Source organism: Kitasatospora sp. NE20-6, assembly GCF_045862635.1.
In genome coordinates this window covers 96,137-119,008 of sequence record NZ_BPRL01000037.1, presented here as the reverse complement: position 1 = coordinate 119,008, position 22,872 = coordinate 96,137, and the positions used below count along the sequence as shown (strand labels likewise).

Sequence of the window (22,872 nt, the reverse complement as noted above, 5' to 3'; positions counted from 1 at the left end):
GGACGGAGCACGCGCCGTCGGGGCCCACGTCGGCATCCGGGGGCCCACGTCGCCATCAGGGCACGCGGTCCTGGCACGGCTGCGGCGGGTTCTGCGACCGCTGCTAGCCTGCCGTCCATGATCAAGGGCAGCCCGGCGGGCCGAATAGGCAGCATGGTGGGGGGCAGCAGGCCGGAGCGTGTGCTGATCGCCGCCGGTTTCGTCAACCGGGTCGGCAACGGTCTGTTCAACGCGGCGTCCGCGCTCTATTTCACCCTGGTCGTGGGCCTGCCCGCGGTGCAGGTCGGCGCCGCGCTCACCGTCGCCGGAGTGATCGGCCTGTGCGCGGGGATACCCGGAGGTCATCTCGCCGACCGGTACGGGGCGCGCACGGTCATGATGCCGGCCCTCGCGGTCCAGGCGATGTCGATGGCGGCCCTCGTCCTCGTCGAGAGCTGGGCAGCGCTCACGGTCGTCGCGACGGTCGACCAGATCGCCGCGGCGGCCGGCGGGGCGGCCTGGGGCGCCCTGGTGGCCCGGGCCGGGGGTGATCGCCCTGCCCTGTTCCGGGCGAAGTTGCGCACCTTCGTCAACCTGGGCGTCGTTCTCGGAACGGTGGGTGCCGGGCTGGCGCTGGCCGCGGGCACCCGTGGCGCCTACGTCACGCTGATCCTGGGCAACGCGGCGAGCTTCGCCCTGTGCGCGCTGCTTCTGCTCCTGCTGCCCTGCTACCCGGTGCCGGCAGCACCGCCGCGGCAGCGTCGCCTGCTCGCTTTCGCGGACCGCCCGTTCCTGACGTTCACCGCCCTCTACGGGGCCATGGGACTGCAATATCCGGTGGTCTCCCTGCTCCTGCCGATCTGGATCTCCGAACACACCGAAGCGCCGCGCTGGACGGTGGCCGCACTGTTCGCCGTCAATGCCGCCTTCTGCGTACTGATGCAGACCAGGATCGGCTCCCGTGTCGAAACCCCGCACGACGGCGGCAGGGCGTTTCGCACCGCGGGGCTGCTCTTCCTCGTCAGCTGCCCGATGATGGCGCTGGCGGCGCACACCCCTGTCTGGGCTGCAGCGGGACTGGTCCTGGCGGCGGTCTTCGTCCACAGCCTGGCAGAGGTCTGGGAGTCCTCGGCAGGCTTCGCCCTCGGCTTCGGCCTTGCCCCCGACCATGCCCAGGGCCAGTACCAGGGTCTCCTCGGCCTCGGCTTCAGCGCGGGCCAGGCCCTCGCCCCCGCGATCCTCACCACGGTGGTGCTCGGCCTCGGCACGGCGGGCTGGCTGCTGCTGGCGGTGTTCTTCGCGGCGCTGGGCGCTGCCGGCCCGCCTCTTGCCCGCTGGGGCATGCGGACCCGGCCGCAGCCGGGCGTTGCTGCGGAAGCGAGGGGATGACCGGGGAGCGGGTGCGTCAGCCGGCGGACCTCCGTACGCCGACGCTCAGCCGTACGGCCCGTCGCATGGTCCGCGCCCGCCACGTGGTCCGCGCCCAGCGGGTCGGCTCGGCCCGCCGCACGGTGAGTGCCGTGCCCACGGGCCGAGTTCGGTCAGAGGATCAGGCAACGTGCTGCTCGCCGTCGGCGGGGACGGCTTCGGGCAGACCGCGTTCGGCCCTGATGTCGTCCCAGGTGCGGCAGGCATTCAGGTCGACGCCGCGGTCCGCCAGGTCGAGCAGCACGTACGCCAGGGTCGGGTCCTCCGGCACGGCGTCCCGGGCCACGGCCCGCAGGCCCTCCGCCTCGCTCGGGTCGAACACCATTCGCATCGCGTCCTCCAGGGCGCCGGGTGCCGGTGTGTCGAGGCTAGCGCAGGCAGCCGGGCGACCGGTGCGGGTTCGGATTCCCCGACCGGCACGGAGTACGTGCGCTGTCCGGCGGATCCTTCCGCAGCAGAGCGGCCCCTTCCGTGCCCGAGCGGATCCTTCCGCACCCGACTCGCACGGCGCAGCCGTCCACCGGGTGTGCGAGGCGACCGGGTTGCGAGGCGACCGGGTTGCGAGGGGACCGGGTTGCGAGGCGGCCGGGTTGCGAGGCGGCCGGGTATGCCCGGCACGGAGGTGATCCACCGTCGCGCGCGGCCTCCCACGGGCCGGGGCGGCCGTAGGGTCCTGCCATGACAGTTCACCGGATGCCAGCCGCGGAGGTTCCCGTCTCCGTCGGGCTGGTGCGCCGTCTGCTCGACGCGCAGCATCCCGATCTCGCGGACCTGCCGATCGAGGTGCTGGCCAACGGCTGGGACAACCTCGTGTGCCAGCTCGGCGGGGAACTCCTCGTCCGGCTGCCGCGGCGCGCCCTGGCCGCCGAGCTCGTCACGCACGAACAGCGGTGGCTCCCGGAGCTGGCCGGCCGGCTGCCGCTCCCGGTGCCCGTGCCCGTGCGTGTCGGGCGGCCGACCGCGCAGTACCCGTGGCCCTGGAGCGTCGTGCCGTTCCTCCCCGGCCGGATCGTTGCACAGCGGGCGCCGAAAGACCCCGGGTCGACCGCCACCGTACTCGGCGGCTTCCTGCGCGCCCTGCACACCCCGGCCCCTCCGGACGCCCCCGTCAACGCGTTCCGCGGGATCCCGCTGTCCGGACGCGCCGAGGGCGTCCTGGAGGGGCTGGCCCACGTCGCCGACGCGTCCGACCGGGCCGCCGCGCTGCGGGTCTGGGAGGCGGCAGCCGCCGCGCCCGCCTGGGACGGGCCTCCGCTGTGGTTGCACGGGGATCTGCACCCGGCCAACATCCTGGTCGACCACGGCCGGGTCAGCGCAGTGATCGACTTCGGCGACATCACCTCCGGCGATCCCGCCACCGACCTGTCCGTGGCCTGGATGCTCCTCACGGCGGAGCAGCGCGCTGCCCTGCGCCAGGCGTACGGGCGGGCCGACGACACGACGTGGGACCGGGCCCGCGGATGGGCGCTGGCCCTGTCCCTGGCCTTCCTGACGCACTCGGCGGACAACCCTCTGATGCACGGCATCGGCGGACGCACCTTCCGCGCGGTGCTGGAGCAGCCGCACTGACGTGGCGGTGCCGCCGGTCGTCCGCGGACGCCGCTCCAGGCTCGACCGGACGGGCCTCGACGACCGTTCGGCGGGCGGTGGGCGGCGGGCGGCGGCAACCGCCGGAGGCGAGACGTGGCGAGGCGCGGCAAGGCGAAGCGGTCATCCGAGCCGGCGCTTCCACCATGGATCGGACACGGGCGCAGAGGGATCCTGCAGCGTCCGGGCCAGGAAGCGGGCGTCCAGAGGTGCGATCGCGTCGAGGAACTCGCGGCGGGCCGCGCGCCGCATGGACGAGGCGACGCCTTCCAGCAGCGTCCGGGCGTGCATGTCCCTCCAACTCGTGCTTCCGTGCCCATGGTTGGATCCGTGGTCGGGCCACTCGTGGAGCGCCGTGGCCCAGGACCGGTAGGCGTGCGCGACCGACCCCGGGGGCTGCCGGTGCAGCACCTCGAACATCGCGATCTGCCGATTCGTCGCGGCGGACAGGCCCCTGATGACCTGCCTCGTGCCGGCCCCGCCGCGCACGGGCAGTTCGGCCCTGATCTCGCCCGGTGAACGGCGAGGCATGAGAACTTCCAGATGGTCGGAAGACAGTGCTCCGACGATAGACCGCCGCCGTGGACGGCCCTCACCCCGCCCCGCCCGGTCCTGCCCCTGCCCCGCCCTGTCTCGACCGGAGCCAGTGCCACATCAGGCAACCTTTGCCCCGAGACGGATCACCGTGGCCCGGCAGTGTGGGCCGGTAGATTTCACCACCATGCAGAACGAGGGAACCGACGGCGATCCAGTACGTCGCAGGCTGAACACGCTGGTCGGGTGGTTGAAGCAGGACCTTGAGGGGATCGCAGAGATCGAGCAACGGGACGACGGATGGTTCTGGGATGTCGTGGTCCGTCCTGGGCGTGCAGGCCCGCTCGGCTTCTCCTGGCTGTATCAGGGAGACTCCGCTGACATCGTCCTGGGGGTCGATGCCGGTGGTGTGCGATGGGAACTTGGCCGGTCCGTAGAAGAACTGGATCTCATGGGGGCAATCATCGATGCCCTCCTGACAGGAGATGTCACGGCTGTCTTCGCCCCGGGTCGGTGCGAGGTGACGGTAACCCTTGGCGACGGCAGTAAAGAGGTGCAGAGCAGCCGCGACTTCCCCTCCGGCTGCCTGCCCCTTCCCGGGTGGTCGCGCTGGGGGCGACGCGTTGACTACGGGCCGTACTGCCCGTCGGCAGATACGCCCGGCTGATGACTGACGCCGTCACCTGTCAGCTGCTGCGCACTGCCGTCGTCGAGTCCAGCGATGACTCTGACGTCCGCTTCGGACATGTTCAGGACCCCGGCGATCAGGCGGGCCTGCAGCAGATCCGGGTTGTCCCCGCCGCGGAGCATGCCGATGGTGGACATCGACAGTCCGACGGCCCTGGCCATGTCCCTGACCGGAATCCCGCGCAGGTCCATCAACCCGGTGAGTATCCGTCCGAACGGATGCGGCTCCGACTGCCCGACAGGGGCAACGGCCGGGCCGATGACAACGTCACCGATCTTGGCCTGGAAGCGGATCAGTCGGTCGCCCGTGAACCCGATCTTCGCGACGAACGGCAGGCTCTCGCCGTTGCCGGAGGTGACCGTTCCCGGGATCGACACCTCGGCGAACCTCACGGCGGGATCGCAGCGGTGATCCCCGGTTTCCACGGGAATTCCCGGCTTGACGCGGTCGACTTTCCAGTCGCGGTTCCACCACGGAAGGTCCTGCAGCACCTCGTTGATGAAGGGCAGCAGGACAGTCGTGTCCACCGGGTCCGGAGGATTCTTCTGGCCTACCCAAAGGACGTCAGGCCAGTACGTCAGTGCCGCGATCACGTCCGCCGTCAGCGCGCGGTTGGCAGTCTCCATGGCCACACTCTCCCACCCGTCGACAGAGCAATCTCCCGTGACCAGGCAAGCGTTGTCCGATGCGGCATCAGGTACCGGTCAGCGATCGGCGACCGGCGACCGGCGACCGGCGACCGGCGAGGTGACCGTAGCCACCGGCCTCCCACACGATCGTCCGGAACTCCTGCAGAGTCAGCGCGGTGACCGCCCGCTCTCGTGCGGCGGGGAAGTGCACGGTGCCGCAGCGTCGGCAGTACCAGCCCCGGGACCACACCCGTTCGGCGGCGGGCCGCCCCGCCAGGTGTCGCCGGTGCGCGGACCGGCGTACGGCCGTGCCGACGAACAGCAGGATCGCCGCCAGCAGGGCGAGCCCGGAGATCCATCCGAGGAAGGCGTAGTCGGGCAGCGGTGCGTCCGCGACCGGTGCGAGGTCGAACGGGTAGTTCCGCGCGGGCATCGACACAGCGTCACCGAACCAGTGACCGGCGGCGGCGCCCCCGGCGAAGGTCCCGACGGACACCACGACGAGAGCCGCCCCGGCGGCACGGCCGGCTGATGTCGGCGACGTCGGAGCCGGTTCCAGCGCACTGGACAACGACGTGGTGACCGAGCGGGTGACGGTCGTCTCCGGGTCGGAGAAGCGGGCCCTCCTCGTGATCCGCTCGTTGTCCCGTCCCGCGTGGTACGCAGCCGGAACACCCATCACCAGGTCCGTCAGCCCGCAGCTCGGGCACGGCTGCAGTACCGGCGCTCCGTCATCTTCGGTCCCTGCCACGAGCCCCCCATGGACGTGTGCTGACGACCAGGCGCAGCCAGGCTGACAGACGCCGGGGCACCTGCGCGAGGGATCTGAGCAAACCCTGAGGATCGGTCGGAATCCGGGCCGCCGAGCGGGGCCGGGGGCGGCGCGAGTGGATGCGATCGACGCACAGGCGGTCGGCCATGGCATCCGGTGGAGAGCTCCGACGCTCTCCGCCCGCACCCGCATCGGTACGGCCGACCGGTGGCCCCTGTGGCCCGTACGGCCTGCTCACGCTGCTCACATTGCTCGCACGCCGACGCGGCGCATGCGGCACACGCGGGCCCGCACGTGCGCGGCGAAAATACCTGGGAACCGCTCCCCCGCTGCGGACACCAGAATTGCGTGGAGTCTCCTTTGCCCCGTCAGCAGGACCCGCCCGGCGACCGGCGGGCATTCGCCGAACTGTTCGACGAGCACGCCCGGACGGTGTTCGCGCACGCGGCCAGATCCACCGGTGACCGGCATGTCGCCGACGACGTCGTGTCCTTGACGTTCCTGGAGGCGTGGCGGCTGCGGGACAAGTTGCGCGGCGAGGTGCTGAACCCGCGGGCCTGGCTGCTGGGCATCGCCACCAACGTGCTGCGCAACACCGCGCGGGCCACCCGCCGGCACCGCGCGGCGATGGCCCGCATGCCGGTCCGCGAGCCCGCACCGGACTTCGCCGACGAGGTGGTCGGCAGGATCACCGACGCCGACACGGCCGCCGCCGCACTGCGCGCGCTCGGGCAACTGCGGCGCGGCGAGCGCGAGGTGTTCACGCTCGTGGTGTGGTCGGGCCTGGGCTACGCGGAGGCCGCGCAGGCTCTCGGAGTCCCGGTCGGCACGGTCCGGTCCCGGTTGTCCCGGGCACGGGAGAAGCTCCACCGGAGCGTCGGGGCCGAGGGAGCACCGGGCCGGCAACCCGTGGAACCGCGGCGCGGCCGCGGACACCACCTCGATGACAGCCGTCTGTCCGGGAGGCAGCCGTGAACACCGCACGTGGACCCCGCGACGGGCGGGACGAGCAGGACGAGCGCCGGGAACTGGCGCGTCTGCTGCCGCCGCCGGCCCACCCGGAGATGGCACCGGAGCCGTTGAAGGAGTTCCTGCTGAACGAGATCGACCTGCACCACCCTGCCCGCACACCCGTTTCCCCCCACGCTGCCGTGCGATCCGTGCGGCAGCGCCTGGCGGTGGCGACCGCGGTCGCCACCGCCATGGCCGTCACCGCGGCCGTCGTCGTGGTGGTGGGCCTCCACCGTGGTGGCAGGCCCGCGGAGCAGGCGCCACCGGCCACCGCGGCCTCCGTCCGGCTCCTGGAACGCGCCGCCCGGGCGGCCTACGTCCAGCCGCAGGCTGCGGCCCGCGACACCCAGTACTCCTACGTCAGGACAGTGGGCCACAGCACGTCGCTGAGCGAGACCGGGGGCGGCACGATGCAACGCGCCACCACCACCGAGGACCTCGAAGAGTGGGTCGCCGTCGACGGCAGCCGGCCCGGCCTGCAGCGCGGCACCGGTGGCGATCGGGCGATCCCCGCGCCCGGTGGAGGTTCGCTCGACTCGCCTACCCACAAGCTTCTTTCCGCCCTGCCGACGGACCCTGAGGCACTGCTGCAGCAGATCTACGCCGACGCGGACCTCAACCACGGCGCAGGCTCCGGCTCCACCACCGGCCCCGACCAGGAGGCCTTCACCGCCATCGGCGACCTGCTGCGCAGCTCGGTCGCGCCGCCCGGGGTCAGCGCCGCGCTCTACCGTGCCGCCGGGCGCATCCCCGGGGTGGTGACCGTCGACGACGCGGTGGACGCAACCGGACGGCACGGAGTCGCGGTCGCCCGCGTGCACAACGGCGAGCGCTCCGAGTGGATCTTCGACAGGCAGACCCTGCGCCTCCTCGGCGAGCGCACCGTCCTGCTCGTGGACGGCCCTTGGGGCGCGGCGGGCGACGAGGTGACCTCCGTCGCCGTCGTCGCCCGCGGCATCACCGATGCTCCCGGGCGGATCCCCGCAGAGCGATCGGACACGTAGCCGACTCCGGTACCGACGGTGCCGACCGTGCGCCCGCCCGCTGCCTCGACGACCGGTGCCCACCGGCAGAAGGGCGTGAGCCGCTTCTGCCGGTGGGCACCGTCATCCCCGAGCCGCGGTCGCCGTCGCCGCACGGTCGGCGGGCGGTGTCACACCCACCGGCGCCGACTCCCCTGCGCGGCAGGCCGGTTCGTCCTGCGCCGTAAGCCCGGTGAGGAGGGGCGTGGTGATCAGGAGATCTGCCACTGCTGGGTGGCGAGGCTGTTGCAGGTCCACTGCCGCACTTCGGAGCCGGCCGCGGTCGCCCAGTTGTAGTCGTCCAGGCACAGGCCGCTGTTGCGGTTCTTCAGTGTGGAGTAGCCGTTGCCGAGTGCGGTCACCTGCCACTGCTGGGTGGCCAGGCCGTTGCAGGTCCACTGCTGGACGGGGGAACCGGCTGCGGTGGCCCAGTCCTTGTCGTCCAGGCACAGGCCGCTGTGGCCGTTGCTGAGCTGGTAGTACCCGCCCGCGACGGGGGTGAGGTACCAGTCCTGCACGGCCGCGTCGTTGCAGGTCCACTGCCGCACCTCGGCGCCCGGGGCGGTCGCCCAGTTGTAGTCGTCCAGGCAGAGGTTGCTGTGCTGGTTGCGGATCCCGGCGGGGGTTCCGGCCTCGCCCGAGGGTGCGGCCAGGACGGTGGAGGTGGAGACCGGGGTGCCCAGGTCGGGTGTGCCGTCCGCGTTCCAGGAGATCTTCTGGACGCGGGTGGTGCGGGTGGTCCCGCAGCCCTGGGAGGCCGAGGAGTTGGCGTGGTAGGCGATCCAGGTCTCGGTGCCGTCGGGCGAGGTGAAGAAGGAGTGGTGGCCCGGCGCGAACACCCCGGCCGCGTCGTTGCGCTGGAAGACCGGGTTCGCGGTCTTCGTCCAGGAGGCCGCGGCCAGGGGGTCGCCGCCGCCGTAGGTGAGCATGCCCAGCTTGTAGTTCGGCCCGTTGCAGTGGCTCGCCGAGTAGGTGATGAAGGTGCGGCCGCCGTGCTGGAGGGCGAACGGGCCTTCGTTGACGGCGCCGTCCTGGCGCTCCCAGGCCAGGGTGGGTGCGGAGATCCTCGTGCCGTAGGCGCCGGCGGTCCACGGGTTGGAGAGCGGTGCGATGTAGAGCGACTGCAGGCCGTCGCTCGCCGCGAACGCCGAGTACATCATGTAGTTGGCGCCGTTGAGCTTGAGCACCGCGGCGTCGATGGCCCAGCCGTTGTCGGGCATGAGGTTGAGGATCCCGCGGTCCGTGTAGGGGCCGAGGGGGTCGGTCCCGGAGCTCTCGGCGACGTGCGTGCGGCGCGCGCCGCCGGTCTGCTCGACGGAGTAGTACAGGTACCACCTGTTGTTGAGCATCTCCAGGTGCGGGGCCCACATGGCGGTTCCGCCGGTGCGGACGACGACCTGCTCGGGAGCGCCGCGCAGCCCGGAGATCGTGGTGGCCCGGCGCATGACGACGTCGGAGGACCAGGTCGTGGCGACGTAGTAGTAATAGCCGTTGTAGTACAGCAGGGTGGGGTCCGCGCTGTTGGGGGTGTCGACGACCGGGTTGGTGAAGGTCGGCCCCGGGGCCGCCGACGCCGGTGCGGGGTTGACGACGACGACCATGAACAGGCTCACCAGGAGCGCCGAGAGCACGGCGACCGCTCTCTGCGTGAAGGTGTGAGGGGGGTTCATCGGCATGGGGGTCTCCTGAGGGGTGGACTGCCGGAGAGTGTGCGGTTCAGGACGGACGCGGCGTCAGCACGGGGGCGGCGCCGCCCTGGTTCACGGGTACCGCTGCGTGCGCGGGCACGGCCGGGTGCGTGGCCGACGAGCGGGTCCACGCAGGCCGGACTCGATTCGCCCCGAAGGCTCGATGCGGCCGAACGAGGCCTTTCTGCGGATTCGCCGGATGCACGCATCATGCATTTCCGGATTGCGGCCGGGCGGGTGGAGGGGAACGAGCGAAATGAAACGTATGCGCATCAGTCGGGTCGGACGTCCGCACGGACATCCGGGGAGGACGGAATGCCGGACCGGCGACGCCGTCCGCACGACAGGGCGCAGCACTCACCGACCGCCGGGGAGGCCGCGAACGGACCCCCGGGGCGCGGAAGCGCTCGGCATCATGGCAGGTCAGGCTCCTGAGAGGTGATGTTAGCGCTAACAATTCTGTCGCGCCGATCGAACGGGTTCTGTACTCGAGTGGCCACGACGCTAAACCGCCGGAGCGGAACGCACAAGAGATTCTTCGAACTCTGCCGAAAGACTTCCCCGCACCCGGCCGTTCCGTACGCCAGAGGATCCCTCAGAAACCCTTGCAGGCAGGGGTTTTGCCCCACCACCTGAAGTCAGGAACTCCGCAACGACGGCACTCCGGCAGGGAATCTCCGTCGCACGCCGCATCCGACGTGCCGTCAGGACACCCCGGAGCCGTGCCGGACCACGGTGGAGGGCGGGCCGTGCCGAACCTGCCGGACGGACAGCCCCCGAAGGCATCCCGGGCGCGACGGCAGAAGCAGCGCAGCCACAGCCACAGCCACAGCCACAGAGGAGTGGAGCAGGGCGGGGGCCGCAGGCATTCCCCGTGGTCAGCAGGGTCGCCCGGGCCGTCGACGAGTCGGCCGCTCGTTACACTGCCGTCGCCGGTCCGGGGACGCACCGGCACCGGACGGCATCACCGGTCGACCGGCTTCCATGCACGACGCGAGAGGTGCAGCACGATGGTGAACCGCGACGCGGTCGCGCTAGACGACCCGGTGGGTGAGTCGCTCCGCGGTCATCACGCCCATCTCGCACGCCGGTTCGGCCGGGCCGCCACGTACGTGCCGGAGGTTGCGACCTTCTCCGCGGTCTCCACCGACCCGGATGCGGCGGAGTGGGCCGATCTTGCCCAGTTGCTCGGTCGAGGCGGATTCGCCGACATGTTCAGCTGCCCGGCTGTCCCGCCGTCGGACTGGGAGCCGGTCTTCGTCCTCGAAGGCCGCCAGATGATCCTGCCCGCCGACAGCCGGATCGACCGCCCTCGGGCCGAACCAGGCGGCGAGGTGGTCGAGTTGCACGCGCAGGATGTGCCCGAGATGCTCGACCTCGTCGCGCGGGCACAGCCGGGGCCGTTCTGGCCGCGCACCCGGGAGCTCGGCACGTACCTCGGTATCCGTGTCGACGGCACGCTGGTGGCGATGGCGGGCGAGCGGCTCAGGCCTCCGGGATGGACGGAGATCAGCGCCGTCTGCACCGCTCCCGAGGCCCGCGGACGGGGCCACGCCGCAACCCTGGTCGATGCGCTCGTCGCGCGCATCGCCTCCCGGGACGAACGGCCCTTCCTGCACGTGGCCGAGGCGAACACCCGCGCGATCGCCCTCTACGAGCGGCTCGGCTTCGAGACCCGGAGGCATGTGACCTTCCGCGGGTTCCGCACGCCGTGACGGCCTCCGCTCGCGCGTCGGGGTGCGCGGGTGATGTTCGACTGCGGCGCCCGTGAGCCCGCATGGACCCGGTCGGGTCGCCGCGTCGGGGATCCCGGCGCGAGCGGCCGGTCGGCCGGCCGGTCAGCCTGCCCCGGACCGGTCGGGCGCGGCGTGCGTGCGTGCGTGCGGCGGCAGGCTCTGCCGGGGGCGGGTGACGTGTGGCCCGGCGGGAGCGGGGCAGCCGGGTGGGCAGAGAGCTTTCGCACCGGGAGCAGCCCGCTCCCGCCGAACCGCAAGGGAGGCACCATGAGCGGCATCGAGATCTGGGAGTTCCGTGTCACGTCCGGCCACGTGTCCGGCTCCGACCTGGTCGGCTTCCACGTCGAGGCCACCGACGGCCACATCGGGAGGGTCGACCGGCTGTCGGAGGTGACCGGCTCGGAGTACCTGGTGGTCGACACCGGGCCGTGGATCTTCGGCAAGCACGTCCTGCTCCCCGCCGGCACCATCGTGCGGGTCGAGCAGGAGGACAAGAAGGTGTACGTCGACCGCACGAAGGACGAGATCCGGGACAGCCCGGAGTACGACATCGACAAGCACGACCCCGCCGACAGCGCGTACCGGGACGCGTACGCGAGCTACTACGGCCCGTACTACGGCGGCCCCGTCTAGGGAGCGCGTCACCGTCCGGCCGGGCGCCGGGAGCGAGCGGGCCGTCACCGTGCCGGTGGCGGCCCGCAGTCGTGCGCGGGCCCACGGGGCGGCCGGGGGACGGTGGGGAGGGTTCAGGCGGGCCAGGTGCCGGTGAGGCGGCGGGTGGTGACCGCACCGCCGCGGTCCATGGCGGCCTTCACGGTGCCGAAGATCGCGCCCTGCAGTGCGGCTGCCACCAGGATCTCCGTCCACGTCCGGTGCTCGTCGGTGGCGTCGGGTGCGTCGTCGTCGTGGCCGAGCACCTTCCACGCCTGTTTGAAGAGCACGCCGGCCAGGAGTCCGGCGGACGCACCCAGCACCAGGCCGACCGGCTTGTAGGCGATTTTCGCGACCTTCACCGGTGCCCTCCGAGCAGGCCGCGGAGCAGCACCGCCGTCAGGACGGCGGCCGCGGCGGCGACCAGCAGCGGTGCGCGGTTGGCGCGGGCGGCGGTCGCGGCGCGGCCCGCCTGCGTGCGCAGTTGCGAGGGGGTGCGGTCGGCGGCGAGGTGGCCGACGTGCGCCGCCGTGCCGCGGGCCTGGGCCGTCAGTTGTCCGGCGCGGTCCAGGACGTTCTTCGGGGCGTGGTCCCGGACGGTGTGGACGGCGTGGGTGACCGTGTCGCGCACGGCCTCGGCGGCGTGCACGGCTGCTTCCTGCGCCTCGTTCTTCATGGCGGTCACCTTTCGCCGGTCGCGGTCCGGGAGTTCCGTCCCGTCGGTCAGGTTCTCCGTCGTGCGGCCGAGCTCCTCGCGGGTGCGGTCGGCCTGGGTACCGAGTTCGTCCAGGGACGGTGCGGACGCGTCGTTCCCGGGAATCCCCGTCGTCATGGCCTGCTCCTCTCGTCCGTCTCGTCGGTGCCGGCCCTCCCGCGGCTGCGGAACCGGCCGGTCGTCCGTCACCCCGCGGCTACCCCCGATCGCATCGCCCATCCGCACCGGTCCCGGAGCTCCGGGCCGCCGGAGCTCCGGGCCGCCGGAGCGCCACGGCCGTTCGGGGCGCCTCCTCAGTCGGCGAGCAGGCCGGTGCGCAGCTGCTTGAGGATGCGGGTGAGGATGCGGGAGACCTGCATCTGGGAGACGCCGAGCTGCTCGCCGATCTGGCTCTGAGTCATCTCGGCGCCGAACCGCATCGACAGGACGGCACGGTCGCGTTCGGGCAGGGCGGCGACGAGGGGCTTGAGGGTCTCCAGGTGGAGTACCGCCTCGAAGCCCTTCTCCTCCACCGCGTGGCGGGTGCCGAGGACCGCGGCCGGCTCCTCGCCGTCGGTGGGGACGTCGAGGGACTGCGCGGCGTAGGCGTTGGCGGCCTTCATGCCCTCGATCACCTCGCGCTCCTCGATGGAGAGGTGCGCGGCGAGTTCGGCGGGGGTGGGGCGGCGGTCGAGCAGCTGCTCCAGCTCGTCGGAGGCCTTGGCCAGGGCCAGGCGGAGTTCCTGCATGCCGCGGGGCACGTGGACCATCCAGGAGGTGTCGCGGAAGAACCGCTTCATCTCGCCGATGATGGTGGGCAGGGCGAAGGTGACGAACTCGATCTCACGGTCCGGGTCGAAGCGGTCGACGGCCTTGATCAGGCCGATCGTGCCGACCTGGAGGATGTCCTCCATCGGCTCGCTGCGGCTGGAGAAGCGGCGCGCGGCGAACCGCACCAGCGCCATGTTGAGCTCGACCAGGGTGCCGCGCACGTACGAGTACTCGCTGCTGCCCTCCTCCAGCGACCGCAGCCGCACGAGCAGGTCGCGCGACAGTTCCTTCGCGTCCGCCGGCGCCACCGCACCCGGGTCGTCGATCCGCGGCGCCGGGACGGCCGCGGGGGCTGCCGTCCCCAGGTCGGTGAGCTCGTGAGCCGGTGCCGTTCCCTGCAGGACTGCCATGCTCATGGTTCTCCTCCGGTCGCGGACCCGGCGGAGATGCCGTGCCCGCACGCCCGCTGCCCGCGTTCTCGCAGGGCATGCGCCGACTCCCGAAAGTCGTCCGGTATCGGATGATTTGTCATCCCCCGGGGCGGCGGGTCCGCTCTCCCCCGGTCCGGTTCCCCCCAGCGGAACCGTCATGCACGCCGGTGCGCGCCCGCCGTCACCGGAGCGGCGGCTGCGGTGGCTGCGGTGGGCCGTGGACGGCCGGCAGCCGTCCACGGAACCCGGCAGCCGCCACCGCTGGTGAGCGGAGCCCGGCCCGGCCCCACGGGTGGCGGCCCGGCTCCGGTCCGTCCGGGTGACCCGGGATGCCCGGACCCCGCACTTCGGCTGAGCTGGGGGGACGGGACGACCACCACCGCTCGGGGAGGGTGACGATCGAGTGGCAGCCCCCTCCGCCACGGAGTCCCGGCCGGGGCGTGTGGCCCTGACCGGCGCCCGCACCGGCCCCGGACCCCGACGCCGCACCGGGCCCGACCCGGACCCCGACCGGACACGACGTCAGCACGCCAGCACGCCAGCACGCCAGCACGCAACGCCACCGGACGAGAGGGACGCGCATGATCACCACGACCGAGACCGGGGTGACGCTGGAGGTGAACGGCGTGCGCCGGGATCTCCGGCTCGACAACCGCTGCACCCTGCTGGACGCGCTCCGCGAGCAGCTCGCGCTGACCGGTGCGAAGAAGGGCTGCAACCACGGCCAGTGCGGGGCGTGCACGGTGCTGCTCGACGGTCGGCGGGTGAACAGCTGCCTGGTCCTCGCCGTCACGGCCGACGGCTGCTCCGTGACCACGGTCGAGGGCCTCGCGGCCGACGGTGACCTGCACCCCCTGCAGCAGGCGTTCCTCGACCACGACGCCTTCCAGTGCGGCTTCTGCACGCCCGGTCAGCTGTGCTCCGCGGTCGGCCTGCTCGCGGAGGCGGAGGCCGCCGGCGAGGTGCTGGACGGGCCTGCGGTGCGGGAGCGGATGAGCGGCAACCTCTGCCGCTGCGGCGCCTACCCGCACATCGTCCGGGCCGTCGTGGAGACCACGTCGTGAGGGCGTTCGGCTATCTGCGGCCCACCGGCCCGGAGGAGGCCGTCCAGCTGCTCGCCGGCAGCCCGGACGCCCGCTACCTGGCCGGCGGCACGAACCTGGTCGACCTCATGAAGCTGGAGGTGGAACGGCCGCGTCTGCTCGTCGACCTGGGCCGGCTGCCGCTCGGCGGCATCGCCCCGGCCGACGGCGGCGCACTCCGGATCGGCGCCCTGGTGCCCAACGCCGACCTGGCGGCCGACCCGCTGGTGCGCGCGGCGTACCCGGTCCTGTCGGAGGCGCTGCTCGCCGGGGCGTCCGGGCAACTGCGCAACCGGGCGACCACGGCCGGCAACCTGCTGCAGCGCACCCGCTGCCCGTACTTCCAGGACACCGCCAAGCCGTGCAACAAGCGCCGGCCCGGCACCGGCTGCCCGGCCCGCGAGGGCGTGCACCGCGACCTCTCGGTGCTGGGCGGCTCCGAGCACTGCATCGCCACGCATCCGTCCGACCTCGCGGTCGCACTCGCCGCGCTGGGCGCCGTCGTGGAGCTGCTCGGCCCGGACGGTGCACGCACCCTGCCCGTCACGGACCTGCACCGGCTGCCGGGCGACCGGCCGGACGAGGAGCACCGGCTGCTGCCGGGCGAGCTGGTCACCGCCGTCGTCCTGCCGCCGCCGGTGCCGGACGCGGTGTCCGCCTACCGGAAGGTCCGCGACCGCGCCTCGTACGCCTTCGCGCTCGCCTCGGCCGCGGGCGTCCTGGCGGTGCGCGCGGGCCGGGTGACGCACGTGTCGCTGGCGCTCGGCGGTGTCGCGCCGAAGCCGTGGCGCGCCCGGACCGCCGAGCAGCGGCTGGTGGGCGGCCCCGCCGACGAGGCGTCGTTCACCGCTGCCGTGGAGGCCGAACTCGCCGGTGCCCGACCGCTGCGCGACAACGCGTACAAGGTGCCGCTCGCCCGCAACCTGGCCGTCCGGCTGCTGTGCACCCTCGCAGGGGCGGGGGAGGTCCGATGACCGGCCCTGCGCGCCTGGAGGGCCGGGACAAGGTCACCGGCACCGCCCGCTACGCCGACGACCACCGGCCGCCCGGCTGCGTGCACGCCTGCCCGGTGCCCGCCACCGTCGCCCGCGGCGCGGTCACCGCGGTCGACACCGCCGCGGCCCTCGCCGACCCGCGGGTGCTCACCGTGCTCACCCACCTGGACGCGCCGCGCCTCGCGCACGCCGACGATCCGACGCTGGCGGTGCTGCAGTCGGCCCGCGTCGCCCACCGCGGGCAGTACGTGGCGCTGGCCGTCGCCGAGACCCCGGAGGCCGCCGAGCAGGCCGCCGCCGCGGTGCGGGTGACGTACGCGGCGGAGCCGCACGACGTGGTGCTGACCGAGGGCCACCCCGGCGTCTACGCCCCCGAGCAGGCCAACGGCGGCCACCCGGCGGACCGCGTGCGGGGCGACTTCGACGCCGCGTGGGCCGCCGCCGAGGTGCGGGTCGACGCCACCTACCGGACCCCGCCGATGCACAACCACCCGATGGAGCCGCACGCCGCGACCGCACGGTGGGAGGGCGACCGCCTCACCGTGCACGACTCCAGCCAGGGCACCGCGGAGGTGCAGAGGGTCCTGGCCGCGCTGTTCGGTCTGGAGCGGTCGCAGGTCCTGGCGGTGAGCGAGCACGTCGGCGGCGGATTCGGCTGCAAGGGCACGCCCCGGCCGCACGTGGTGCTGGCCGCGATGGCGGCGCGGGTGGTGGGACGGCCCGTGCGGCTCGCCCTGCCGCGCGCGCACCTCGCCGCCGTGGTGGGCCACCGCGCGCCGACCGTCCAGCGGGTGCGGCTGGCGGCGGGGCGCGACGGGCGGATCGAAGGGCTGGCCCAGGAGATCCTGACCCGTTGCTCGACCCTGAAGGAGTTCGTGGAGCAGGCCGCGGTGCCGGCCCGCGTGATGTACCGCTCCCCCTCCTCGCGGACCACCCACCGGGTGGTCCGGCAGGACGTGCCGGCGCCGTCGTGGATGCGGGCGCCGGGCGAGGCCCCGGGCATGTTCGCGCTGGAGTCCGCGATGGACGAACTGGCCCTGGCCTGCGGCATCGACCCGGTGGAGCTGCGGCTGCGCAACGAGCCCGGCACCGAACCCGACAGCGGCAGGCCGTTCTCCAGCCGGCACCTGACGGAGTGCCTGCGCGAAGGCGCCCGCCGCTTCGGGTGGGAGCGGCGCGGGCCGGCGGGGCGCGCCGAGGGCCGGCTGCTGGTCGGCACCGGCGTCGCCGCCTCCACCTACCCCGTGCTGATCGGGCCGGCGTCCGCCGAGGTCCGGGCGGAGGCGAACGGCACCTTCCTGGTGCGGGTCAACGCCACCGACATCGGGACGGGTGCCCGGACGGTGCTCGCGGTGATCGCCGCCGAGGTGCTGGCCGTGCCGGTCGACCGGGTCCGGGCCGAGATCGGGCGCAGCGACCTGCCGTACGGCGGCGTGGCGGGCGGGTCCAGCGGCACCTCGTCGTGGGGGTGGGCGGTGCACGCGGCGGCTTCCGCGCTGGCGCGGCGGCTCGCGGAGGGTGGCCCGGTGCCGGCGGAGGGTCTGTCGGCGGACGCCGACACCCGGGAACTCGTGGCGCAGGGTGCGGAGTACGCCCGGCACGCGTTCGGTGCGCAGTTCGCGGAGGTGCAGGTCGACCGGGACACCGGCGAGGTGCGGTTGCGGCGGCTGCTCGGGGTCTTCGCGGCGGGGCGGATCCTGAACCCGCGCACGGCCCGGTCGCAGCTGCTCGGCGGCATGGTGATGGGTGCGTCGATGGCGCTGCTGGAGGAGTCGACCATGGACCCGGAGTTCGGCGACCACGCGGAGCGCGACCTCGCCGCGTACCACGTGGCGGTGAACGCGGACGTACCGGACGTGCAGGCGTACTGGGTCGCGGAACAGGACCCGCACGTCAGCCCGATGGGCTCGAAGGGCATCGGCGAGATCGGCATCGTCGGCACGGCCGCGGCCGTCGCCAACGCGGTGCACCACGCGACCGGGGTGCGGGTGCGGGAACTCCCGATCGGAGTCCGGGCCTTGCTGGGGCGGACGGGAGGGTGAGACCCGTCCGCGCCCAGGAGGGCGAGCGGCGGCCTTCGTCCCGCGGGTGAATCCGGGTGGGTGCCGCTCGAGCACGTCGCCGACCGCGAGGCGAAGGTGGCGGCACACGATCTGCTCCACCCCGGGAGCCCGCGCACGATGGCCTACGACACCGTGCCCTCCGCGGTCTTCACCCGGCCGCGGATCGCGCAGGCCGGCCTGACCGAGCAGGAAACCCGCGCACAGGGCATCGACTACGCGGTGAGGAGCTCCGGCCGCGGGGCGGGCGGCGGCGTGCACGGCCGGGGTCCGTCTCAGGCCCGGGCCTCCTCGACGACGGCCGGCAGCCAGTCGTCGACCGACGAGAAGCGGAACCCCAGGCGGGCCGCGCGGCCGGTGTCCATCGCGTAGCAGCGGTCGAAGGAGAACGGCGAGACGGGCTCGCCCGTCCCGGCGACCAGCACCGGTACCGCACCGACCGTGCGACCGACCGCTTCAGCCAACTCCCGTGCGTCCAGGGTGCCGTGGGAGGCCGCGTTGACGGGGCCGGTGAAGTCGGCCGCTGCCGCCCAGGCCAGGAATCGGGCCATCTCCGGCGCGTGGACGAAGGACGCGGGCCGGGGCGCGGGGTGGACGGCCACCGGCAGGCCGCGTTCGATCCGCTCGACGTAGTGGGCGAGGCGTCCGGTGAAGTCACCGGCACCGAGCACGTGCGCGGTGCGGACGGCGGCGACGTCGAAGGGCGCCTGCCGGAGGAGCAGCGCCTCCGCCTGGCGCTTGCCCTCGCCGTAGTGGTCGGCCCGGAACTGCTCGTCCGCCCAGGGGAGTTCCGGATCCACCGGCCAGGCCGACGGGTCGACGGCCTCCTCCGCGAGGGCCGCCTCCGTGACGGCTGTCCCTGCGGCGGCCGCCCCGCCCGGCCGTCCGAGCCCGGCGTAGACCTCGACCGTGGAGGTCAGCACGTAGCGGCGGGTGCGGCCGGCGAAGACCCGGGCGGCGACGGCGGCCTGGAGCGGCGAGTAGCAGACCTGGTCGACCACGACGTCGAAGGACCGGCCGGCGAGCGCGGTGCGCAGCGCCGCCTCGTCGTCGCGGTCGGCGAGCAGCCGGGTCACGCCCTGCGGCGGGGGTGACGAACCCCGGTTGACGACGGTCACCGCGGCGCCCGCATCGCGCAGTTCCTCGATCAGCCTCCGCCCGAAGTAGCGGCTCCCGCCGATCACGCACACGTCCATGGGGTGGTCCTTCCTCGTCCGTCGACGGCGTCCTCGGCGGCCAGTCTGCTCGGGTGCGGCCGACAGCAGTAGTGTCGGATCGGATGCCTCGCCCTTAGGAGAACTGTTGATCGACGTCCAGCGGCTGGCCGTGCTGCGCAAGGTCGCCCGCCACGGCAGCTTCAACCGGGCGGCCCTGGCGCTGCACTGCACGCCCTCGGCCGTCTCGCAGCAGATCGCCGCGCTGGAGCGGAGCCTCGGCGCACCGGTGGTCGAACGCTCCACCCGCGGCGTCGTGCTGACGGAGACGGGCCGGCTGCTGGTGGAGGCCGCGGACGCGATCGCCGCCGAACTCGCCGACACCCAGCAGCGCCTCGACCGTCTGGCCGCCGACCGGACGGCGCCCACGCTCACCGTCGCCACCTTCGCCAGTGCAGGCCGCCGGCTCCTCCCCGCCGCCCTGGCCGGGTTCGTCGCCGACCACCCCGAGGTGGTGCTGACGATCCTGGAGGAGGAGCCGGAGGAGAGCCTGCCCGGCGTCCGCGAGGGTCGGGCCGACCTCGCGCTCGCCTACCATGTCGACGGCCCGCCCTCCCGGCCCGGCGACCGGTCCGGCCTGGACTGGACGCCCCTCGGCGCGGACCCGCTGCGGGTCGTGCTGCCGCGCCACCACCCCGCCGCGGTCCGCCACCGGGACGGCTCGGAGCCGCCCCACCTGGCCGAACTCGCCGACCAGCGCTGGATCCTGGGCTGCCGAAAATCCGCCGCGCAGCTCGCGCGCCACGCCGCCCTGGCCGGCGTCGAGCTGCGGATCGCGTGCACCGCGACGGACTACGACTTCGCCCAGGCACTCGTCCACAGCGGCGTCGGCATCGCCCTGATCCCCGAGCTCGGCCTGATCCGGCACCCGGAGCTGGTCGCCCTGCCGCTGGCCGGGCCCGCCCCGTGCCGTCACCTGGGCCTGGCGCTCTCCCGTCGCCGCCGCGGCCCTGCCGCACGGCTGGCCGAGGAGCTGGCGTCGCGGCTCGTGGACCAGGTGAACCGGGCGGACCGGGCTGACCAGGTGAACCGGGCGGGCCGGGCGGGCCGGGCGGGCCAGTTGGGCCAGACGGACCGGGCCCGGGGCGAGGTGTCGGCACCGGCCGGCGCAGCCCCGTAGTCCGGAGGCGTCCGTGTCCGGAGGCGTCCGCATCCGGTGGGCGCCCGTGTCCGGAGGCGTCCGTGTCCGGCAGGCGTCCGCTCAGCGCTGCCCGTGTGCCGGGGCGGGCGTGCGGCGGGGGCGGCCGGTGGCCGCCGCGGGGGCGAAGGGCCCGTCCAGGGCGGCCCATTGCAGGAGCAGGATGGTCTTTCCGTCGGTGATGCGTCCGTCGCGGATCATGGCGAGGGCTTCGGTGAAGGGCAGTTCGAGCACTTCGATGTCCTCGCCGTCCTCCTCCAGTCCTCCGCCGTCGCCGGTGCGGTCGGCCGGGGTGTAGGGGGCCGCGTAGAAGTGCAGGCGCTCGGTGACCGAGCCGGGGCTCATGTAGGCGTCGAGGACGTGGGTGAGCGGGCCGAGCGTGACCCCGAGTTCCTCGGCGCTCTCGCGCCGGACGGCGGCGAGCGGGTCGTCGCCGTCGAGCAGTCCGGCCGCGGCCTCGACGAGCATGCCGTCGGGGTGGTCGTTGACGTAGGCCGGGTAGCGGAACTGACGGGTGAGCAGCACCCGTCCGCGCGCGGCGTCGTACGGCAGGACGACCGCGCCGTTTCCGCGGTCGTACGTCTCGCGCTGCTGGGTGACCCAGCGTCCGTCGCGGCGCCGGTAGTCGAAGGTGGTGCGGCGCAGCACGTGCCAGCCGCGGGAGGTGAGCTCCACGTCGCGGACCACGACGCCGGGGTTGCGGTGGAGGTCGCGTCCGGCGCGGTCGAGGCCGGTGCGGCCGCGGTGGTCGGGGGTGTCGGTGCCGGGGCCGGGGCGGGAGGGCCCGGCGGTGGGGACGAGCGTCGGCTTGTCGGTCATGCCGCGCTACGATACATGCAGAAACGTGCAAGAACAGGAGAGAATGCGGATGCTGGCTGCTGAACGGCGTGACCACCTGCTGGGCCTTCTCGCCCGCGAGGGCAAGATCGTCGCCAAGGACGTCGCCGCCGACCTGGGCATCTCCGAGGACAGCGTGCGGCGCGACCTCCGCGACCTCGCCGCCGAGGGGCTCTGCCACCGCGTCTACGGCGGGGCGCTGCCCGTCTCCCCCGCCGTGGCGGACTACGCCGCCCGGAAGACCGTCACCCCGGACGGCAAGCAGAAGGTCGCGGCAGCGGCCGCCGCGCTCGTCCGGCCCGGCAGCGCCCTGATCCTGGACGGCGGCACCACCGCCCTCGCCGTCGCCGGCATGCTCCCGCCGGAACTGGCCTGCACCGTGATCACCCACAGCCCGACGATCGCGGTCGCGCTCCTCGGCCATCCACATGCCGAGGTCTTCCTGCTCGGCGGACGCATCTTCAAGCACTCGGCGGTCGCCTGCGGTGCCGCCGCGGTGGAGGCCGCAGGGAACGTCTCGGCCGACCTCTGCCTGCTCGGCGTCACCGGCGTCCACCCGGAGGCGGGCCTCACCACCGGCGACGCCGAGGAGGCCGCGATGAAGCGCGCCCTGGCCGCGCGGGCCGCGGACACCTACGTCCTCGCCTCGTCCGAGAAGATCGGCACGGCCTCCCGGTTCCGCGTCCTGCCCTGGGAGGGGATCAGCGGACTCGTCACCGACGCCGACCCCCGCCACCCCGTCGTCGAGCAGCTCACGGCACGCGGCGTGGAGATCCTCACGACCGGCTGAACACTCGGGGCCGGGGCCGCTGCCCGGGACCGGACGCCCGGCGGCGCCGGGCGCCGGATCGTTGATCACCCGCCCGGACGCGGCATAGGTTACGGCGCATGACGAGTCTTCGAATCGGCGTGATGCACGACCGCGACTGGGCCCCGGAAGGGTTGCCGGGATTCGCGCGCGAGGTCGAGGCCCTGGGGGTGGACGACCTCTGGGTGGTGGAGGACCTCGGATGGAACGGCGGCGTGTCGGCGGCTGCCGTGGCGCTGGGAGCGACCGAGCGGCTGCGGGTGGGCATCGGCATCACGCCCGCGCCGCTGCGCAGTCCCGCGTTGCTGGCGATGGAACTGGCGACGCTGGCACGGGTGTTCCCCGGGCGGCTCGTGGCCGGGATCGGGCACGGGGTGGCCGAGTGGATGGCCTCGGTCGGCCTCACGGCACGGTCGCCGCTCGCGCTGCTGGAGGAGACGATCAACGCGGTACGCGCGCTGCTGCGCGGGGAGTCGGTCGAGATGGAGGGACGGGAGGTGCGCCTGGACGGCATCCGGCTGGTGCATCCGCCCGTCGAACCGCCGCCGGTGATCGCGGGCGTGGTGCGGCCCCGCTCGCTGGAACTGTCCGGGCGGGTCGCGGACGGAACGCTGATCGCCGAGGGCCACGGACCCCAAGACGTGGAGAGCGCGCGGGCGCTGATCCGCAAGGGCGGGGGCGACGCCACCCACAGCGTCACGGTGCTCGCCTTCTGCTGCGTCGGCGACGACGCCGAGCAGGTGGCGCAGACACTGCGACCCAGCGTCGAGGGCCACGCCGCCTGGCTCGGCCGGCCGCCGGAGCAGGTGTTCACCGTCTCCGGCAGCGCCGCGGACGCGGCAGAGCGCATCCGCGAGCTGGCGGCGGCCGGGGCCGGAACGGTCGTGCTGCGGATGGTCGGCCCCGAGCCCGTGCGGCAGCTCGGGGACGTGCTGGGCGCGCTCGGCCGCCGGTGACTCCGCCCGGACGGTCGGCCCGGCCGCCGTCCGTGGCATCGCCGGCCGGGCCGAGCCGGGGCCACCGACCACCGGCAACCGGCAACCGGCAACCGGCAACCGTGACAACGGCGTGACGCACCGTCCGCCGTTCACTCCCCCGAGTGATTGTTCGTGTCCAT

General features: G+C 73.6%; 24 protein-coding genes. 14 read left to right on the top strand and 10 right to left on the bottom strand.

The features are described from left to right. The first annotated feature begins 117 nt into the window (after positions 1–117). Positions 118–1,368 (top strand): MFS transporter, encoded by a 1,251-nt coding sequence (locus SNE206_RS24205; protein ID WP_407915598.1) that lies wholly within the window; start codon positions 118–120, stop codon positions 1,366–1,368. 160 nt (positions 1,369–1,528) lie between these two features. Here the strand turns inward: SNE206_RS24205 and SNE206_RS24200 are convergent, their stop codons facing one another. Continuing rightward, a complete protein-coding gene (locus SNE206_RS24200) occupies positions 1,529–1,732 on the bottom strand; it encodes a hypothetical protein (protein WP_407915597.1) in 204 nt (67 codons plus the stop codon). Positions 1,733–2,100: 368 nt separating this feature from the next. Here SNE206_RS24200 and SNE206_RS24195 point away from each other — a divergent pair, with 368 nt between their 5' ends. Beyond that, entirely contained in the window at positions 2,101–2,976 is an 876-nt protein-coding gene (locus SNE206_RS24195) for an aminoglycoside phosphotransferase family protein (RefSeq protein ID WP_407915596.1), read from the top strand. A 141-nt stretch (positions 2,977–3,117) separates the two neighbouring features. Here SNE206_RS24195 and SNE206_RS24190 read toward each other — a convergent pair whose 3' ends face one another. After that, positions 3,118–3,525 carry a hypothetical protein gene (locus tag SNE206_RS24190; protein ID WP_407915595.1) on the bottom strand — a complete coding sequence of 136 codons (408 nt, stop codon included), beginning with the start codon at positions 3,523–3,525 and terminating at the stop codon, positions 3,118–3,120. 190 nt (positions 3,526–3,715) lie between these two features. On the opposite strand from SNE206_RS24190, the gene SNE206_RS24185 reads away from it, so the two are divergent. Continuing rightward, the gene (locus tag SNE206_RS24185; RefSeq protein WP_407915594.1) at positions 3,716–4,195 is read left to right on the top strand and encodes a hypothetical protein; all 480 of its coding nucleotides are present in this window, start codon (positions 3,716–3,718) and stop codon (positions 4,193–4,195) included. Here SNE206_RS24185 and SNE206_RS24180 read toward each other — a convergent pair. Further along, a complete protein-coding gene (locus SNE206_RS24180; RefSeq protein ID WP_407915593.1) occupies positions 4,156–4,842 on the bottom strand; it encodes an XRE family transcriptional regulator in 687 nt (228 codons plus the stop codon). The two genes, SNE206_RS24185 and SNE206_RS24180, sit on opposite strands and share 40 nt — an antisense overlap. Positions 4,843–4,909: 67 nt before the next feature. Continuing rightward, positions 4,910–5,524 (bottom strand): hypothetical protein, encoded by a 615-nt coding sequence (locus SNE206_RS24175; RefSeq protein ID WP_407915592.1) that lies wholly within the window; start codon positions 5,522–5,524, stop codon positions 4,910–4,912. Between the two features lie 453 nt (positions 5,525–5,977). On the opposite strand from SNE206_RS24175, the gene SNE206_RS24170 reads away from it, so the two are divergent. Together SNE206_RS24170 and SNE206_RS24165 are read left to right on the top strand one after the other, a co-directional pair. Then, positions 5,978–6,592, top strand: coding sequence for an RNA polymerase sigma factor (locus SNE206_RS24170; RefSeq protein WP_407915591.1), 615 nt, complete (start codon positions 5,978–5,980; stop codon positions 6,590–6,592). Next, positions 6,589–7,632, top strand: a complete 1,044-nt coding sequence (locus SNE206_RS24165; protein ID WP_407915590.1) for a CU044_5270 family protein — start codon at positions 6,589–6,591, stop codon at positions 7,630–7,632. Before SNE206_RS24170 ends, SNE206_RS24165 begins: the two co-directional genes overlap by 4 nt. Positions 7,633–7,862: 230 nt before the next feature. On the opposite strand, the gene SNE206_RS24160 is transcribed toward SNE206_RS24165, so the two are convergent. Further along, positions 7,863–9,326 carry a family 43 glycosylhydrolase gene (locus SNE206_RS24160; RefSeq protein WP_407915589.1) on the bottom strand — a complete coding sequence of 488 codons (1,464 nt, stop codon included), beginning with the start codon at positions 9,324–9,326 and terminating at the stop codon, positions 7,863–7,865. Between the two features lie 1,022 nt (positions 9,327–10,348). Between SNE206_RS24160 and SNE206_RS24155 the strand changes: the two genes are divergently transcribed. Then, positions 10,349–11,053 carry a GNAT family N-acetyltransferase gene (locus SNE206_RS24155; protein WP_407915588.1) on the top strand — a complete coding sequence of 235 codons (705 nt, stop codon included), beginning with the start codon at positions 10,349–10,351 and terminating at the stop codon, positions 11,051–11,053. A 288-nt stretch (positions 11,054–11,341) separates the two neighbouring features. Further along, positions 11,342–11,707: a PRC-barrel domain-containing protein gene (locus SNE206_RS24150; protein WP_407915587.1), complete on the top strand. Its 366-nt coding sequence runs from the start codon at positions 11,342–11,344 to the stop codon at positions 11,705–11,707. Positions 11,708–11,820: 113 nt separating this feature from the next. On the opposite strand, the gene SNE206_RS24145 is transcribed toward SNE206_RS24150, so the two are convergent. From SNE206_RS24145 to SNE206_RS24135, 3 genes are all read right to left on the bottom strand, one after another. Then, positions 11,821–12,087: a DUF4235 domain-containing protein gene (locus SNE206_RS24145; RefSeq protein ID WP_407915586.1), complete on the bottom strand. Its 267-nt coding sequence runs from the start codon at positions 12,085–12,087 to the stop codon at positions 11,821–11,823. Further along, complete coding sequence (locus tag SNE206_RS24140) at positions 12,084–12,557, bottom strand: hypothetical protein (protein ID WP_407915585.1); 474 nt, start codon at positions 12,555–12,557, stop codon at positions 12,084–12,086. The genes SNE206_RS24145 and SNE206_RS24140 overlap by 4 nt, the downstream gene beginning before the upstream one ends. Positions 12,558–12,733: 176 nt before the next feature. Next, a complete protein-coding gene (locus tag SNE206_RS24135; protein ID WP_407915616.1) occupies positions 12,734–13,600 on the bottom strand; it encodes a SigB/SigF/SigG family RNA polymerase sigma factor in 867 nt (288 codons plus the stop codon). A 602-nt stretch (positions 13,601–14,202) separates the two neighbouring features. On the opposite strand from SNE206_RS24135, the gene SNE206_RS24130 reads away from it, so the two are divergent. The 4 genes from SNE206_RS24130 to SNE206_RS24115 all read left to right on the top strand — a co-directional run bounded on the left by SNE206_RS24130 (position 14,203) and on the right by SNE206_RS24115 (position 18,130). Further along, positions 14,203–14,685, top strand: coding sequence for a (2Fe-2S)-binding protein (locus SNE206_RS24130; protein WP_407915584.1), 483 nt, complete (start codon positions 14,203–14,205; stop codon positions 14,683–14,685). Next, on the top strand, positions 14,682–15,677 hold the full coding sequence (locus SNE206_RS24125; protein ID WP_407915583.1) for an FAD binding domain-containing protein: 996 nt from the start codon (positions 14,682–14,684) through the stop codon (positions 15,675–15,677). Before SNE206_RS24130 ends, SNE206_RS24125 begins: the two co-directional genes overlap by 4 nt. Further along, on the top strand, positions 15,674–17,740 hold the full coding sequence (locus SNE206_RS24120) for a xanthine dehydrogenase family protein molybdopterin-binding subunit (protein WP_407915582.1): 2,067 nt from the start codon (positions 15,674–15,676) through the stop codon (positions 17,738–17,740). Before SNE206_RS24125 ends, SNE206_RS24120 begins: the two co-directional genes overlap by 4 nt. A gap of 138 nt (positions 17,741–17,878) precedes the next feature. Further along, the gene (locus SNE206_RS24115) at positions 17,879–18,130 is read left to right on the top strand and encodes a hypothetical protein (protein ID WP_407915615.1); all 252 of its coding nucleotides are present in this window, start codon (positions 17,879–17,881) and stop codon (positions 18,128–18,130) included. Here SNE206_RS24115 and SNE206_RS24110 read toward each other — a convergent pair. After that, the gene (locus SNE206_RS24110; RefSeq protein ID WP_407915581.1) at positions 18,034–18,954 is read right to left on the bottom strand and encodes an NAD-dependent epimerase/dehydratase family protein; all 921 of its coding nucleotides are present in this window, start codon (positions 18,952–18,954) and stop codon (positions 18,034–18,036) included. The genes SNE206_RS24115 and SNE206_RS24110 overlap by 97 nt on opposite strands. A 106-nt stretch (positions 18,955–19,060) precedes the next feature. Between SNE206_RS24110 and SNE206_RS24105 the strand changes: the two genes are divergently transcribed. Continuing rightward, positions 19,061–20,092 carry a LysR family transcriptional regulator gene (locus SNE206_RS24105; protein WP_407915580.1) on the top strand — a complete coding sequence of 344 codons (1,032 nt, stop codon included), beginning with the start codon at positions 19,061–19,063 and terminating at the stop codon, positions 20,090–20,092. Between the two features lie 81 nt (positions 20,093–20,173). Here the strand turns inward: SNE206_RS24105 and SNE206_RS24100 are convergent, their stop codons facing one another. Beyond that, on the bottom strand, positions 20,174–20,929 hold the full coding sequence (locus SNE206_RS24100) for an NUDIX domain-containing protein (RefSeq protein WP_407915579.1): 756 nt from the start codon (positions 20,927–20,929) through the stop codon (positions 20,174–20,176). Between the two features lie 49 nt (positions 20,930–20,978). Between SNE206_RS24100 and SNE206_RS24095 the strand changes: the two genes are divergently transcribed. After that, a complete protein-coding gene (locus tag SNE206_RS24095; protein WP_407915578.1) occupies positions 20,979–21,737 on the top strand; it encodes a DeoR/GlpR family DNA-binding transcription regulator in 759 nt (252 codons plus the stop codon). Positions 21,738–21,835: 98 nt separating this feature from the next. Further along, complete coding sequence (locus tag SNE206_RS24090; protein WP_407915577.1) at positions 21,836–22,711, top strand: LLM class flavin-dependent oxidoreductase; 876 nt, start codon at positions 21,836–21,838, stop codon at positions 22,709–22,711. The last annotated feature ends 161 nt before the right edge of the window (positions 22,712–22,872 follow it).

What these genes read in the sequence shown, in the direction of transcription:
- SNE206_RS24175 (WP_407915592.1), bottom strand. Translation starts at nt 5,524, where the DNA reads ATGGGTGTTCCGGCTGCGTACCACGCGGGACGGGACAACGAGCGGATC.
- SNE206_RS24140 (WP_407915585.1), bottom strand. Translation starts at nt 12,557, where the DNA reads ATGACGACGGGGATTCCCGGGAACGACGCGTCCGCACCGTCCCTGGAC.
- SNE206_RS24195 (WP_407915596.1), top strand. Translation starts at nt 2,101, where the DNA reads ATGCCAGCCGCGGAGGTTCCCGTCTCCGTCGGGCTGGTGCGCCGTCTG.
- SNE206_RS24155 (WP_407915588.1), top strand. Translation starts at nt 10,349, where the DNA reads ATGGTGAACCGCGACGCGGTCGCGCTAGACGACCCGGTGGGTGAGTCG.
- SNE206_RS24095 (WP_407915578.1), top strand. Translation starts at nt 20,979, where the DNA reads ATGCTGGCTGCTGAACGGCGTGACCACCTGCTGGGCCTTCTCGCCCGC.
- SNE206_RS24135 (WP_407915616.1), bottom strand. Translation starts at nt 13,600, where the DNA reads ATGGCAGTCCTGCAGGGAACGGCACCGGCTCACGAGCTCACCGACCTG.
- SNE206_RS24200 (WP_407915597.1), bottom strand. Translation starts at nt 1,732, where the DNA reads ATGGTGTTCGACCCGAGCGAGGCGGAGGGCCTGCGGGCCGTGGCCCGG.
- SNE206_RS24110 (WP_407915581.1), bottom strand. Translation starts at nt 18,954, where the DNA reads ATGGACGTGTGCGTGATCGGCGGGAGCCGCTACTTCGGGCGGAGGCTG.
- SNE206_RS24090 (WP_407915577.1), top strand. Translation starts at nt 21,836, where the DNA reads ATGACGAGTCTTCGAATCGGCGTGATGCACGACCGCGACTGGGCCCCG.
- SNE206_RS24190 (WP_407915595.1), bottom strand. Translation starts at nt 3,525, where the DNA reads ATGCCTCGCCGTTCACCGGGCGAGATCAGGGCCGAACTGCCCGTGCGC.
- SNE206_RS24205 (WP_407915598.1), top strand. Translation starts at nt 118, where the DNA reads ATGATCAAGGGCAGCCCGGCGGGCCGAATAGGCAGCATGGTGGGGGGC.
- SNE206_RS24120 (WP_407915582.1), top strand. Translation starts at nt 15,674, where the DNA reads ATGACCGGCCCTGCGCGCCTGGAGGGCCGGGACAAGGTCACCGGCACC.
- SNE206_RS24115 (WP_407915615.1), top strand. Translation starts at nt 17,879, where the DNA reads ATGGCCTACGACACCGTGCCCTCCGCGGTCTTCACCCGGCCGCGGATC.
- SNE206_RS24100 (WP_407915579.1), bottom strand. Translation starts at nt 20,929, where the DNA reads ATGACCGACAAGCCGACGCTCGTCCCCACCGCCGGGCCCTCCCGCCCC.
- SNE206_RS24150 (WP_407915587.1), top strand. Translation starts at nt 11,342, where the DNA reads ATGAGCGGCATCGAGATCTGGGAGTTCCGTGTCACGTCCGGCCACGTG.
- SNE206_RS24160 (WP_407915589.1), bottom strand. Translation starts at nt 9,326, where the DNA reads ATGCCGATGAACCCCCCTCACACCTTCACGCAGAGAGCGGTCGCCGTG.
- SNE206_RS24130 (WP_407915584.1), top strand. Translation starts at nt 14,203, where the DNA reads ATGATCACCACGACCGAGACCGGGGTGACGCTGGAGGTGAACGGCGTG.
- SNE206_RS24180 (WP_407915593.1), bottom strand. Translation starts at nt 4,842, where the DNA reads ATGGAGACTGCCAACCGCGCGCTGACGGCGGACGTGATCGCGGCACTG.
- SNE206_RS24185 (WP_407915594.1), top strand. Translation starts at nt 3,716, where the DNA reads ATGCAGAACGAGGGAACCGACGGCGATCCAGTACGTCGCAGGCTGAAC.